At 41.8% G+C, this 13,190-nt stretch carries 15 protein-coding genes and 1 tRNA gene; 13 read left to right on the top strand and 3 right to left on the bottom strand.

Annotation, left to right across the window (positions count from 1 at the left end; translation table 11 throughout):
- Positions 1-99 precede the first annotated feature (99 nt).
- The gene (locus NSTC745_RS31980) at positions 100-225 is read left to right on the top strand and encodes a hypothetical protein (RefSeq protein ID WP_445634616.1); all 126 of its coding nucleotides are present in this window, start codon (positions 100-102) and stop codon (positions 223-225) included.
- A 157-nt stretch (positions 226-382) separates the two neighbouring features.
- Here the strand turns inward: NSTC745_RS31980 and NSTC745_RS31985 are convergent, their stop codons facing one another.
- Positions 383-601: a hypothetical protein gene (locus NSTC745_RS31985; RefSeq protein WP_445634617.1), complete on the bottom strand. Its 219-nt coding sequence runs from the start codon at positions 599-601 to the stop codon at positions 383-385.
- Positions 602-816: 215 nt separating this feature from the next.
- On the opposite strand from NSTC745_RS31985, the gene NSTC745_RS31990 reads away from it, so the two are divergent.
- From NSTC745_RS31990 to NSTC745_RS32010, 5 genes are all read left to right on the top strand, one after another.
- The gene (locus NSTC745_RS31990) at positions 817-1,701 is read left to right on the top strand and encodes a hypothetical protein (protein ID WP_445634618.1); all 885 of its coding nucleotides are present in this window, start codon (positions 817-819) and stop codon (positions 1,699-1,701) included.
- Positions 1,702-1,812: 111 nt separating this feature from the next.
- Positions 1,813-1,965, top strand: coding sequence for a hypothetical protein (locus NSTC745_RS31995; RefSeq protein ID WP_445634619.1), 153 nt, complete (start codon positions 1,813-1,815; stop codon positions 1,963-1,965).
- 78 nt (positions 1,966-2,043) lie between these two features.
- On the top strand, positions 2,044-2,796 hold the full coding sequence (locus tag NSTC745_RS32000; RefSeq protein WP_445634620.1) for a Rad52/Rad22 family DNA repair protein: 753 nt from the start codon (positions 2,044-2,046) through the stop codon (positions 2,794-2,796).
- Between the two features lie 42 nt (positions 2,797-2,838).
- Positions 2,839-3,459 (top strand): hypothetical protein, encoded by a 621-nt coding sequence (locus NSTC745_RS32005; RefSeq protein ID WP_445634621.1) that lies wholly within the window; start codon positions 2,839-2,841, stop codon positions 3,457-3,459.
- A gap of 57 nt (positions 3,460-3,516) precedes the next feature.
- Entirely contained in the window at positions 3,517-4,290 is a 774-nt protein-coding gene (locus NSTC745_RS32010) for a hypothetical protein (protein WP_445634622.1), read from the top strand.
- Here NSTC745_RS32010 and NSTC745_RS32015 read toward each other — a convergent pair.
- Positions 4,282-5,373 carry an integrase gene (locus tag NSTC745_RS32015; RefSeq protein WP_445634623.1) on the bottom strand — a complete coding sequence of 364 codons (1,092 nt, stop codon included), beginning with the start codon at positions 5,371-5,373 and terminating at the stop codon, positions 4,282-4,284. The genes NSTC745_RS32010 and NSTC745_RS32015 overlap by 9 nt on opposite strands.
- A 149-nt stretch (positions 5,374-5,522) precedes the next feature.
- Positions 5,523-5,594: transfer RNA gene (locus NSTC745_RS32020), tRNA-Thr, on the bottom strand.
- A 398-nt stretch (positions 5,595-5,992) separates the two neighbouring features.
- Between NSTC745_RS32020 and argF the strand changes: the two genes are divergently transcribed.
- From argF to NSTC745_RS32055, 7 genes are all read left to right on the top strand, one after another.
- The gene (argF, locus tag NSTC745_RS32025; protein WP_445634624.1) at positions 5,993-6,913 is read left to right on the top strand and encodes an ornithine carbamoyltransferase; all 921 of its coding nucleotides are present in this window, start codon (positions 5,993-5,995) and stop codon (positions 6,911-6,913) included.
- A 229-nt stretch (positions 6,914-7,142) separates the two neighbouring features.
- A complete protein-coding gene (gene lexA, locus NSTC745_RS32030) occupies positions 7,143-7,748 on the top strand; it encodes a transcriptional repressor LexA (protein WP_445634625.1) in 606 nt (201 codons plus the stop codon).
- Between the two features lie 123 nt (positions 7,749-7,871).
- Entirely contained in the window at positions 7,872-9,350 is a 1,479-nt protein-coding gene (locus NSTC745_RS32035; RefSeq protein ID WP_445634626.1) for a DNA phosphorothioation system restriction enzyme, read from the top strand.
- A gap of 318 nt (positions 9,351-9,668) precedes the next feature.
- Positions 9,669-9,842 (top strand): hypothetical protein, encoded by a 174-nt coding sequence (locus NSTC745_RS32040; protein ID WP_180267563.1) that lies wholly within the window; start codon positions 9,669-9,671, stop codon positions 9,840-9,842.
- Positions 9,839-11,911, top strand: coding sequence for an AAA family ATPase (locus NSTC745_RS32045; RefSeq protein WP_445634627.1), 2,073 nt, complete (start codon positions 9,839-9,841; stop codon positions 11,909-11,911). Before NSTC745_RS32040 ends, NSTC745_RS32045 begins: the two co-directional genes overlap by 4 nt.
- A 5-nt stretch (positions 11,912-11,916) precedes the next feature.
- Complete coding sequence (locus tag NSTC745_RS32050) at positions 11,917-12,582, top strand: hypothetical protein (protein ID WP_445634628.1); 666 nt, start codon at positions 11,917-11,919, stop codon at positions 12,580-12,582.
- An 85-nt stretch (positions 12,583-12,667) separates the two neighbouring features.
- Positions 12,668-13,129, top strand: a complete 462-nt coding sequence (locus NSTC745_RS32055) for a DNA phosphorothioation-associated protein 4 (RefSeq protein WP_445634629.1) — start codon at positions 12,668-12,670, stop codon at positions 13,127-13,129.
- Positions 13,130-13,190 lie beyond the last annotated feature (61 nt).

Consider the following 13,190-nt stretch of genomic DNA (forward strand, 5'->3'; position numbering starts at 1 on the left):
AGAAAGTGTCAGTTTTTGTTTGTCAGTCATAATTTCAGTTTTCAAAGTTTGGTAACCCAAGGCAGAGGAAACGGCGCCTGAAGTCATCCTGTAGGGCGGATGTGCCAGCAATTGGCTACCGATATCAGGGCAGCAGCACGCGGTTTTTTGCCCCCTAGCTTGGGCGGGGCGACTCGCTTTTCGGGAGGTGCGATTCGCTCTTACATCAAAAGCGATCGCGGTTAATGGCGATCGCTTTAAATTAACTGTACAACAAAAATTTAACTTTGTTAGACAAAACAGCGAAAAACTTAAAGCCCGCTTTCATCGTCATGAAGCGGGCTTTTTTTGACTATCCGTGAAATTAAATTGTGCTGATGCCTGAGAGACTGATTTTCTTCTCTCAGGCGGCGGATTCCCCCATGAATTTTTCCTCAAGTTTGGTTAGTCGCTGTTTGATTTCTTCTATGTCAGAATTTTGCTCTAATTGCTGCTGTAGATATCTTTCAACTAACTCATTTAATACTTCCGACGACTTCTTCCCCTCTCTCTCAACTTTTGCTAAAAACTCGGTTTTTTTACTTGTGGGTAGACGGAACGTTAATCTGTCGTCTGCCTTCATTGCCACTTGCTTGCTCCTAAGTCTAACGCTGTGATTCAAGTATAGAACGACTTTTTATGATTTTATATAAATTTGTCTCACAACGTTCGCCAAGGTGCGACAATTGTTGTACATTAGATTCATGGCAACCAAAAAGGCGATCGCTCCCCAGCCTCGACAACTGAAAGCAAATCGCCTCGATGGAACCCTCTTAGTTAGATCAGGTACAAGAAATTATGGCACACCCAGTTTACTCAAAAGAACAACTTGAAAAATTTTCCAGGAACCAGTTGTGGGAGATATGCGATTCAAAAGGAATCACCCGTCGTCGCAGCTGCTCTGATTGCATCAATGACATTCTGAAGGCACAGCAACAGCTTCAAAAGGCGCTAGCCCCATCTGACGAACAAGCAGTTGCCCAAACGGAATTAGAAGCCCATATCAAAGCTCAAGCCGAGGAAATTGCACTTGAAAACCAACGGCTAGCGATGAATCAAAAAGGCTACCAAGATGCTGTTGCAGGACTAGAAATGCAGTCAGGCGATCCTTGCTATCGGATGGGTTTTGAGCGCGGTTTCCGGGACATTTCGCCCATTCCTGCTGACGATTCGAGCAGTCAGGCAATAGTTTTCGAGAAAGTGGCAAACGGTAGATGGCAGGCAAACGTTAATGGTGTTTTGGCTCGCATTGCATCTGTCAAAGATGGATACAAAACCAATCTCACCGGCGACATGGTGTTGGTTGATTTTGGGATTGCGATCAAAGAGTCGTTGTTAGCTGTTGCCAGACTCCAAACACAGCCAGAGAAACCCGCACTGGAAGTTTTTGCAACTACTCGCCCGAATGTTTATGCGGTTTACAGCCACAAGTCAGGACAAGAATCTAAACGCTACGAAGTTGACCTAAAATCTGAGTCTTGCACTTGTCCCCATTACGAACACCGACACGACCAAGAAGGCTTCAAAGATAAACATATTGAAGCAGTAAAAATAGCGCTATCACTTCGGACTACGCCACTGCTCTTTGAAGAGGAAATGCTTTTAGATAAGCCATTTGATGAACTTACGGCTCAGGACTGGCAGCAACTCGGAGCATCAGAACTTGAATTAGTAGCGGCTTAAAAAGTTTTAGACGCCTGTTCGTAGCAGGTGACCACCTAATAAATCAAAAGCGATCGCTCTGGTCTGGAAAACGTAAAGCGATCGCCCATTCACCCTCATTTGATGAATACCATGAAGCCTATCTCAACTTTGCTTGCATTGACAATATCTACTATTATTTTTGCACCTATTGTTCAAGCTGCCGATCTAACACACGCAAACTCTACAACCCAAGCTCCTACGCTTGACGATGATGTGCCACATAGAGGTAGTGGCAAGCGATAAGTAAAAATTAAATTGTTTATCCGAGGGGCGAAATGCCCCTCACGTCTTTCAAAATCGCGTCTATTAATAACGGTGAAAATGATTACTCCAGAAGTTAGGGACGAATTACGCCGCATTCAGTCCGAACTTAAAAAGCTATTTCCTGCTGATTTACACGAAGTCCGAGAACTTCCAGGAAGCAATAAAAAGTGGGTTTTTCTTCGCTGGCAAACTATCAGGGAGCGGCTAGACGAAGTTGCGCCAGACTGGATGAGCGACTATTCCGAAATTCAATACATGGGTAACGATGCTATCTGTAGGTGCGGGATTACGATTTTGGGGGTGAGGAAGGAAGCGATCGCATCTGTCCCTATCTCATTGCAAAGCAGTAAAGGCAATGAAATGACCCGTGGCAGTGCAGCCGATAGACTTGCCGCTGAGGGGTTGAAGAACGCGGCCGAATCTTGGGGCGTGGGACGCTATTTAGACGATCAACCGTCTGTTGTTCGGTACCTCTGGGAGAATCGAGTCCAATTGTCTGACCAGATGGAGCAAGAAGTACGACGACTAGCTGAACAATACAAAACTCATGCGATGACTCATGTGAGTTCGCCCAAAAAACCGTCATCTGCTCCAACCACAGCAGTTGCGCCCCTATCTCCTCCCCCAGTAGATCGCAATCTGCTGAATGCCGAGATCGAATCGCTCTTGAAGCGGAAAAATATTTCCGTCAAGCAAGCTCAAAACGCGCTATTTGAGTTGTTTAAGGTGCGATCGCGCCAGCATTTAAATGATAAACAGCTGCAAGAGTTCTTGGAGTATTTGAGGTCTAGTCCAGTCGCAGCGAATTAAAATTTTTGAGTTGAAATTTTAACTAATGGAGTGGTAATTAAAATGGTGAAAATCTTATTTCTGGATATTGACGGAACTGCTACCGAGACGATTTCAGGGCATACCTTCAAACAGCATCCCCAGGATGTGAAGGTGATGGAGGGAGCAGATAAAGCGGTATCTCATTATCACAACCAGGGATGGACGGTGATTGGGGTATCGAATCAAGGTGGCTGTAGCGCGATCGATCCGGCAACGGGCAAGCCGCGTAAATCGATAGAAGATGCGATCGCCGAGATGCAGTTCACTCTCGAACTATTCCCCAAGCTAGAATTGATTCTTTTTTGCCCTGATTTTGATGGGGAAAGGCTCATTAGCGTTGGTAGAGGGATATGGAGCGAAAGTCGCCAATTGGAGGGTGTGACTGACAGCTATCGCAAACCGGGCATCGGAATGATTCAATATGTTCGCAATGGTTACTGCGAAATCTCAGACAAGATCGAAGACTGCTATTTTGTAGGCGACAGACCCCAGGACGACGAACAATGCGCTATCAACGCTCGGATTGACTTTTGCCCAGCTAATGTGTGGCGCGACAGATTTCGTCCTGGAATGTTTACTCATCAAGTCACGCCAAAGCAGTTGAAATTTTTGGAAGGGGTGGAATTTGCTCCCCGTGAATGACGGCGATCTACTCACTAGTACGGATGCTCATTGTGCGACAAATTAAAGTAACGCTAGGTGAAAAGTTTGGAAGGCTCACAGTTATATCTCAAGCCCAAAGCAACAGAGGTACAAGATGGAATTGTCTTTGTGACTGCGGGGTTCAAACAACTGTTCGAGCCTATTCTCTTACAAGCGGAAAGACAAAATCATGTGGATGCTTACAAAGGCAAATGCTGGCGCAACAATCAACAGTTCATGGTAAATCCAACACTAGAGCCTATTCCAGTTGGTCAGGCATTATCCAGCGTTGCACGAATCCCAAAAATGCCAGGTATCCTCTGTATGGAGGGCGCGGAATCTCTGTATGCGTTAGCGAAGCTTTGTCGAAGACATCGCTGGATGGAGTTTGCCAACTTCTTTGCGGATATGGGCGAACCACCAACAAATTCGCACAGCATAGATAGGATAGATGTCAACAAAGGTTATTATCCAGAAAATTGCAGATGGGCTACACATAAAGAACAGGTGCGGAACACCAGAGTTAATAGGTATGTCGAGCATGATGGTGAGGTTAAAACTTTGGCGGAGTGGGCTGAAATTTTTCAAATACCTTACACAACGCTTCACGGACGACTCCGAAAGAAGCTTAGTCTTTCTGAAGCGATATCCATTCAGCCTCGCCCTAAAAGAGAGGCACTTATAATTGAATGGAACAACGAATGCCTAACACTAAGTCAATGGGCTAAGAAAGTCGGAATAGCCAAACATTCTTTGTGGGATCGCATTTACAAGCGTGGGTGGTCAATAGAAAAAGCTTTGACAACTCCGCCAAGAGGCTCCTCACCGTAAATAAAACTGCTCGTTAATGCGCTCAAATATTTCTTGATGGTCAATATCTGTAAGATGCCTGCCGTAGGTGTTTGTGTGAACTGTGGGTGAGTGCCCCATCCATTTGGCAGCAACAATAATTGGAACTTTGTATTTTGTGGCGGCGCGGATCGCGTAACTATGCCTTAAATTATACGGCTTAAAATTTACACCATAGCGTCTTAAAGCCTTGTAGACCCGACTTCCCAAATCTTTATCGGTCACGCCTTCCAAGCTTACTTTGGAGGGTTTTTTGTTTTCCCATAGCTTCCATTGAATTACCCATTCCAGTGGCAGCGGATAAACAATTCTTTCACCTGTTTTACCGTCAGCGACAGTGCAGGTGTAGGGATGAACAGAACTGACTTCACTATAGAAGGACTCATGAGGCCGAAGTCCAAAGCAAGACATTACACCAAAAACCCACTGCCATTCAGAATGAGAAATTGCATCCCTCACGGCCGCAATTTCTTCTTCTGATGGTAACTGGCGAATAATTTGTTTGCTGCTGGAATACTCGCCTTGATATTTTTTCAAGTCAACTTTCACTCCAGCAAACTTTGCTAGCTGCTCAAGTTTTTGGCACATCGTTCGGCGCGTCCAAGTGTTAGCGGGAGTGCTGACGACAGTGGTAATTAAAATTTCAGGCGTTAGATTTTCGTTCTGTGGCAACTTGTTAAAACAAGCTTCGTAATGGCGCTTCCAAGTCTGCTGCTTGGTCGGGTCATCGCCATTGCAGGCGTTGTATTCCTGCTTGAATTTATCCACCCAATAGCCACAGGTGAGCAATCGCTCTTTCTCTTCTCCCAGATATTTACCCCAGTCAAATCTTCCGCTGGCCAGCAATCCACCAATTTCCTTCGCCTCTGCTTCGGCTCGTTGCAGCCCTGCGGGATTTGCATATATCCCCAAGGATAAATACTGCTGATGCCAAACTAATTTATTGCTTAGAGGCTTTGGCGGGAAAGTTCCACGCAAAGATAAGCGATCGCCCCTCTGGCACACCACCACCCCCACATTCCCAGCTTTCAATCGCCCGTTAACCTCGTCAAGAGTCCACTTCACTGAACTAATTCTGAACTAAATCACTTCCACAGTTAACCATATTTCAGGGTAATTTTAGGTAATATTAATACAGTAAACCGCAGAAAACGCGGACAAATAATTTGTCACTAAAACGCCAAAACCCCGCATCTAGCGGGGTTTTAATTCAAAGCCAGCAGTCGGATTTGAACCGACGACCTTCCGATTACAAGTCGGATGCACTACCACTGTGCTATGCTGGCGAGTTTTTTGTAAGCTTTGCTCTCAAGTAGCAACCACAATTTCTAATTTTAGCATAATCAAAGTATTTGTCTAGGGCGATCGCTAAAAAATATTTGCCTGGGAAATAGGGAGTGGGGAATGACTGCTTTGATAGTAAATTAATCTAGAAAATCTGAGATTTTGCCAAGTTCGCTAGTTTTTCAAGTATGGATGCTTGGATGCGCCTTCAAAATGCGAGGTTCCTAAAAATCAATTATTGCGATCGCGAATAATGTTGGTAAATTAATATTCATAGCAAAAGCTAACTCAAATCCTGGGCTGGACGCCAAAATATCTGGTACATTTGCAAAATTGTACTTTTTTGACACGGCTGGGTAAAGAAACAGAATTATATAATTGTTCTTTACACATCACAAGCATGGCAGCGTTGAACGGACGAGATTTATTAAGTCTGGCGGACATTAGTCCAACGGAAATCCAAGAACTTCTGCAATTGGCAACTCAACTTAAAACCAAACAGCTGAAGTTACAGTGTAATAAAGTGTTAGGGTTGTTGTTCTCTAAAGCTTCAACTCGCACGCGGGTAAGTTTTACTGTGGCGATGTATCAACTTGGCGGACAGGTAATCGATCTTAACCCCAATGTTACTCAAGTAAGTCGTGGGGAACCCATACAAGATACGGCGCGAGTCTTAGATAGATATCTGGATATTTTGGCAATTCGCACCTTTGCACAGCAGGAATTGGAAACTTTTGCTAACTATGCCAAGATTCCAGTCATTAATGCCCTAACTGATGCAGAACATCCCTGTCAAGTATTAGCTGATTTATTGACAATTCAAGAAGCTTTTGGCAACCTTTCTGGGTTAACTTTAACCTATGTGGGTGATGGAAATAATGTAGCTAATTCTTTGATGTTGGGCTGTGCTTTGGTGGGAATGAATGTCAGAATTGCCACTCCCAAAGGATTTGAGCCAGATTCTAAAATTGTAGAGCAAGCAAGAGCGATCGCTAATAATAAAACTGAAGTCCTACTCACTCACGACCCAGAATTAGCCGCCAAAGGAAGTGCTGTACTTTATACTGATGTTTGGGCAAGTATGGGACAAGAAGCAGAAGCAGACAACCGCCTGCCAATTTTCCAACCTTACCAAATTTCTGAGCAGTTATTGAGCCTTGCTGACCCACAGGCAATTGTTTTACACTGCTTACCAGCCCATCGTGGTGAAGAAATTACTGAAGCAGTTATTGAAGGTTCTCAATCACGAGTTTGGGAACAAGCAGAAAATCGCCTCCACGCCCAAAAGGCTTTACTTGCTAGTATTTTAGGCGCAGAATGAAGGAAGTAGAGACGCGATTCATCGCGTCTGTACAAAATATAAGAGTCAGAATAGCGACGTGCGACTGACTCTTGACGAGTTATTTAAAAAAAACAACAATAAATAGGTGGAAGAAAAGAAAAAAATATTCTTACTTTTGCCTCTAATATTTTTACTTTTCTATTGCCTATGGGGAGTTTTTTGTAGTACTAATGTTCTAGAGACATTTATAATTACTTCCCAAAAATTTATGGAACGTCTAACGGAAGCTCAACAAGAACTTTACGAATGGTTGGCAGAATATATCCGAACGCATCAGCATTCGCCTTCAATTCGCCAAATGATGCAAGCGATGAATTTGAAGTCGCCAGCACCAATTCAAAGTCGTTTAGAACATTTACGTACTAAAGGATATATAGAATGGACTGAAGGGCAAGCAAGAACGATTAGAATTTTGCGTTCTGTTAAACAAGGCATACCAATTTTGGGGACAATCGCTGCTGGTGGTTTAATAGAACCATTTACTGATGCTGTAGATCATTTAGACTTTTCTAATTTATCGTTACCTCCCCAAACCTACGCTTTGCGGGTAGCTGGCGATAGTATGATTGAGGATTTAATTGCTGATGGCGATGTGGTATTCTTGCGTCCAGTAGCAGAACCAAATCATTTGAAAAATGGTACTATCGTTGCCGCGAGAGTTGATGGATTCGGTACAACATTAAAACGTTTTTATCGTCAAGGCGATCGCGTTACTCTCAAACCAGCAAATTCTAAGTACAATCCCATTGAAGTCAGCGCGATGCAAGTGCAGGTGCAGGGTTCACTGATTGGTGTTTGGCGGGGTTACAACTGAATTGGGGAATGGGGCGTGGGGAGATGGGGAGATGGGGAGAAGAATTCATAACCAATGCTCAATGCCCTATGCCCTATGCCCTATGCCCAATGCCCAATAAATAATTTAGTTTGTGCTTAACATATGTACTTGACGGCAAATCCAGTGCGGCAACTGCCCACTTTCCGCTTAAAACCACCATTTGCGAGAGAAAGTAAGGGCAGTTATCAAACATCGCAACCATTACCAGGATGTCCACGAAAGCCTCCATCTTTGCAATTGCGGCAATATCAGCAAGAAGCGATCGCCAACTGGTTTGCTAATAATGGTAGAGGGACGCTCAAAATGGCTACTGGTAGTGGTAAAACTATTACGGCATTGGCGATCGCTTGTGAATTATATCAGCAGATTAATTTACAAGTACTGTTGGTGGTGTGTCCCTATCGCCATCTTGTCGCCCAGTGGGCAAGAGAATGTGAAAAATTTAATTTGCAACCGATTTTAGCCTTTGAAAATTTACGCACTTGGCAAAGTCAACTTTCAGGGCAAATTTATAATCTGCGTTCTGGTTCGCAAAGTTTTGTCACGGTTATTACTACGAACTCGACTTTAATTGGAGACGGGTTTCAATCTCAACTCAAATATTTTCCTGCGAAAACTTTAATTATTGGCGATGAGGCGCATAATTTAGGCGCACCCAAGTTAGAGGAAAGTTTGCCGCGCCGTGTTGGGTTGAGACTCGCTTTATCTGCTACGCCGGAGAGATATTTTGATGATTTAGGGACGCAATCTTTATTTGATTATTTTGGTCCGGTTCTTCAGCCAGAGTTCACTTTAAGGGATGCGATCGCCTGCGGTGCTTTGGTACATTATCTCTATTATCCGGTGTTGGTGGAGTTAACTGAAGCAGAAAGTATTGCTTATTTAAAGTTAACTAAAAAAATTGGGCGATCGCTACTATATAGAGAACGAGAAAACGGACAAGCAGGATTTGAAGAAAATGAAGATTTAAAGCCATTATTAATGCAAAGGGCAAGGTTAATTGGTGCAGCCGAAAATAAATTAAATGCTTTGCGCGATTTAATGGCAACTCGCCGCGAAACTAGTCACACGCTTTTTTATTGTAGTGATGGTTCACCGGAAACAGGACAACGTTCATCGTTACGTCAACTCAAAGCTGTTGCCAAAATTCTCGGAGTAGAAATAGGTTACAAGGTTAGCACCTATACGGCTCAAACTTCTTTAGAAGAAAGGGAACTATTACGTTGTCAATTTGAAAGTGGTGAATTGCAAGGTTTGGTGGCAATTCGTTGTTTGGATGAAGGTGTCGATATTCCTGCAATTCAAACTGCGGTGATTTTATCAAGTTCTGGTAATCCGCGTCAGTTTATCCAGCGACGAGGGCGAGTTTTACGCCCTCATCCAAGTAAAGAACGTGCAACTATATTCGATATGATTGTTTTGCCACCACATTTAGATAGAGAAACAATAGAAGTTGAACGCAATCTATTAAGAAAGGAGTTACGTCGGTTTGTTGAATTTGCTGATTTGGCTGATAATGCTGGTGAAGCCAGAATGAAATTGCTGGATTTACAAAAGCGATATGGTTTATTAGATATTTGATAATAAATCAGATTGTATTTGTATTTTTTTGTAAAAATGTTTCTACCTTTGTAGAAACGAGCATTAAGTATGAAATAATTAAATTATGGATTAGATTATAATGGATGTAGGCAAAATTTTTAAAGTTGCTTATATCCCATTATAATATAGTTTATTAAAACTAATTTTATCAGAAAAACATTAAAGAATAAAGCCTTTTTTGAAAAAATCTCTATTATAGTTTCTGAAAATTTAAAGATAACGCTAATAGTAGCTTTACGGTGGCAAATACAGGATTAGAGAAGGTTAAAATATAAAAAAATTATTTTAGAATCCAAGATGCCACAAGAGGCGAATATCGATGATGTTCAGGAGCCAATTACCAGCGCTCCACCGGAAGTACGACAAATTATTGAGCGAGTGTGGAAGCTGGAAAAAAGTAGGCTAGATCGGAAAAGTAAAGGGCATATTAACGATGATATTCTAGATATTATTAAGGAAGCAGTGCAATGAAGCTGACTTCAATTAAGCTGTGCAATTTTCGCTCCTTTTATGGTATAACACCAGAAATGAATCTGGCTGGAGGAGAGATTCACAACACGACGATTATTCATGGTAATAATGGTGCTGGCAAAACAAGTTTGTTGAATGCATTTACGTGGGTGTTATATGAGAAATTTAGTGCGGCGTTTGCATCAACAGAACAGTTAGTAAATAAAAGAGCGATCGCCGAAGCCGAAAGAGGGCAAACTATAGAATGTTGGGTAGAAGTTGGTTGGGAACATGATGTCACCCGCTACCGAGTTAAACGTTCTTGTCGGGTTTACAAAAACGCTAGCGAAATCGAAGCAGGTAAAACTCAATTAACCATGTGGGTGAGTGGCGACGATGGCAAATGGAATTTACCAACTCAACCACCAGAAGATATTATTAATCAGATTTTACCAGCTAGTTTACATCAATATTTTTTCTTTGACGGCGAGCGAATTGAAGAGATAGTTCGTTCTGATAAAAAAGCCGAAATCGCGGAAGCGACAAAGATTTTCTTAGGCGTAGAAATCATCGAACGTTCAATTACACATTTGAAAGGAGCTAAAAAAAGTTTAGAAACCGAATTAACAGCTATTGGTGATGCGGAAACTAAACAACTTTTACGGCAGCAAGAAAAGTTAGAACGTGAAATTGATAGTATCGCCAAACGGCAAAGCGAAATTCAGCAAGAGTTAGAATATCAACAAACTTTCAAAAAAGAAACAAGCAACCGTTTACGAGAACTCAGTGCTGCTAAAGAACTGCAAGAAAGACGGCAGAGTTTAGAATCGCAGAAAGAAGCGAACCGAGAAGAATTGAAAAAAACTAGAGACGCGCTGAAAAAAGTGATTTCGGCACGAGGTTATACAGTCTTGTTGTCAGATACTACAAGCCAATTTCGCAAAATTCTTGATGATTTTAAGCAGCGCGGTGACTTAACGTCGGGAATTTCGCGGGAATTTATCAATGAATTACTGAAATCTAAACGTTGCATTTGTGGCGCAGATTTAAATGCAGGGACTCATCATCATAATAATGTGCAAATCTGGCTAGAAAGAGCAGGTTCATCGACAGTAGAAGAAACTGCAATTCGTATGAGCGCCCAAGTAGATGAAATTGATAAGCAAGCAATAGCGTTTTGGGAAGAAGTTGACAGAGAACAACTTAGAATCGAACAGTTACGGCAAACTATATCTCAAATCGAAAGCGAACTAGATAGCATTCAAGAACGATTACGCAAAGATGCTAACGAAGAAATTAGCAGTTTACAGAAGCGCCTAGACCAGATTGAAAACAAAATTGATGAATTAAATCGAGAACAAGGTGCAAATCAGCAGCGTATTGCTCATTTAAAAACAGAAATTGATGCTTTAGCTAAACAAATCGCTAAACAGAAATTGAATGAAGCTAAACAAGTTTTGGCGCAGCGACGCATCAACGCCACGCAAGATGCTATTGAACGCTTAACAGAAGTCAAAAATCGTCAAGAAAAACAATTTCGTCTGCAACTGGAAAAGCGAGTGCAAGAAATATTCACGGAGATTTCTGTTGCACCATATATTCCAAAAATTAGCGACAAATATGAATTAACGTTGGTAGAAAATACCGCAGGTGTCGAAGCGCCAGTTGCAGCTTCCACGGGAGAAAATCAAATTCTGAGTTTATCCTTTATTGCCAGTATCATAGATAGAGTGCGGGAGTGGAGCGAGAAGCGAAAAATGATGATGCTTCCCGATAGCAGTACCTTCCCAATTGTCATGGATTCGCCATTTGGAAGTTTGGATGAAATTTCGCGGCGACACATTGCGAAGACAATTCCTAAATTAGCAAATCAGTTAATAGTGTTAGTTACAAAGACTCAATGGCGGGGTGAAGTTGAAGAAGAAATAGCAGAGAGAATTGGTAGAGAATATGTGCTGACTTATTATTCTTCTAAACCAGATTGCGAGCAAGATTATATTGAATTCGGTGGCGAAAGATATCCTTTAGTCCGGCAAAGCCCCAATGAATTTGAGTATACCGAGATTATGGAAGTGGAACGCGATCGCTAAATTAATTGCATACAATTATATTTAACATTATTTGTCGCTTTGTGTGGGCGATCGCCATCATCATGAGCCGAGCCAAAATTCTCGATCCATCCGAGAGCTATACTTTCAGCAAATATGCCGAATTAGCCTACGATAGCGCCGATATCCTAGCTGAATTTGGTGTTACTCTCAACAATAGCTCACTCCAACTCCCACAACAGTTACCAATAGATCCCGAACCACTGAGAACAGAATTACAAGAAAATCTCACTTTGGTAGATCCTGTTTCCGAAATGGCTAGACGCGAAGCACTGATATTTCCGATTCTCAAAACAGTTTGCAAGTTCATTCAAGTACCCCTCAAAATTGAATATCCCGTGCGAGTCAGCAATTGGCTTAAAGGCAGTTTTGATTATTTCATTCCTACACCGCAAAATTTATTAGTAATTGAAGCTAAAAATGCAGATTTAGCAAGAGGTTTTACCCAGTTAGCAGTAGAATTAATAGCCCTAGATCGATGGACTGATTCAACAGTTCCCATGCTTTATGGTACCGTCACAACAGGCGATACCTGGAAATTTGGAATTTTTCACCGCCAAGAAAAAATAATTGACAAAGATATCAATACTTATGCAGTTCCTAGCGATTTGAATTTGGTGCTTTCTGCTCTCTTTGGTATTGGTTTGAGCTAGGTGGAGAATCATTATTAGACATTTACATGGTATGGTATAGCTTGTAGTTTTGGGTTAATATAGCTACACAGTAGATATTAAGATCATGGCTGCAAATAGGATTAGGATTGCTAAAGATAAGGCTGAGTTAGTAAAATCCTTAGTCGCATCAAAAGACACAACAGGGCCTTTTCAAACTTATGTAGAAGTAATGGTTTTTGCAGCAGCTTTAGGAACAAAGCATAAAAAACGAGTTCCTTTAGAAGGAGTTGCAAAAGATTTATCACCACTGCGACAAGATTATTTTTCTAATAGCTTTGTTCTGTTAATTAATTTATTAGCTATTATTGAAACCAAAGACATTAAGATTCTTAGTGAAGAGGATGTAGCTGACGAGCAACGCATCCATATTTTTGAAGAGTATGCTAATGGTGGGCTAGAAATTCTACAAAATGAACTGCGTGGAGCAGTAGACTATTCAGAACGACTTTTATTGATTCTTAGTTATGAAAGAACAAATACAGAGCAGCAAGATGAGGAATTTGATCTAACCAAATTCCTCTCTTGAATGATCACTGATTCCTAAAGTTATGCTTCATAATACTAATTATATGGCTCTTCAGATATAT

This window comes from Nostoc sp. DSM 114161 (genome assembly GCF_052692665.1).

Coding starts and splice junctions, on each gene's coding strand:
- NSTC745_RS32005 (WP_445634621.1), top strand. CDS start 2,839: ATGGTGAAAATCTTATTTCTGGATATTGACGGAACTGCTACCGAGACG.
- NSTC745_RS32000 (WP_445634620.1), top strand. CDS start 2,044: ATGATTACTCCAGAAGTTAGGGACGAATTACGCCGCATTCAGTCCGAA.
- NSTC745_RS31990 (WP_445634618.1), top strand. CDS start 817: ATGGCACACCCAGTTTACTCAAAAGAACAACTTGAAAAATTTTCCAGG.
- argF (WP_445634624.1), top strand. CDS start 5,993: ATGGCAGCGTTGAACGGACGAGATTTATTAAGTCTGGCGGACATTAGT.
- lexA (WP_445634625.1), top strand. CDS start 7,143: ATGGAACGTCTAACGGAAGCTCAACAAGAACTTTACGAATGGTTGGCA.
- NSTC745_RS31980 (WP_445634616.1), top strand. CDS start 100: ATGTGCCAGCAATTGGCTACCGATATCAGGGCAGCAGCACGCGGTTTT.
- NSTC745_RS31995 (WP_445634619.1), top strand. CDS start 1,813: ATGAAGCCTATCTCAACTTTGCTTGCATTGACAATATCTACTATTATT.
- NSTC745_RS32035 (WP_445634626.1), top strand. CDS start 7,872: ATGTACTTGACGGCAAATCCAGTGCGGCAACTGCCCACTTTCCGCTTA.
- NSTC745_RS32045 (WP_445634627.1), top strand. CDS start 9,839: ATGAAGCTGACTTCAATTAAGCTGTGCAATTTTCGCTCCTTTTATGGT.
- NSTC745_RS32055 (WP_445634629.1), top strand. CDS start 12,668: ATGGCTGCAAATAGGATTAGGATTGCTAAAGATAAGGCTGAGTTAGTA.
- NSTC745_RS32040 (WP_180267563.1), top strand. CDS start 9,669: ATGCCACAAGAGGCGAATATCGATGATGTTCAGGAGCCAATTACCAGC.
- NSTC745_RS31985 (WP_445634617.1), bottom strand. CDS start 601: ATGAAGGCAGACGACAGATTAACGTTCCGTCTACCCACAAGTAAAAAA.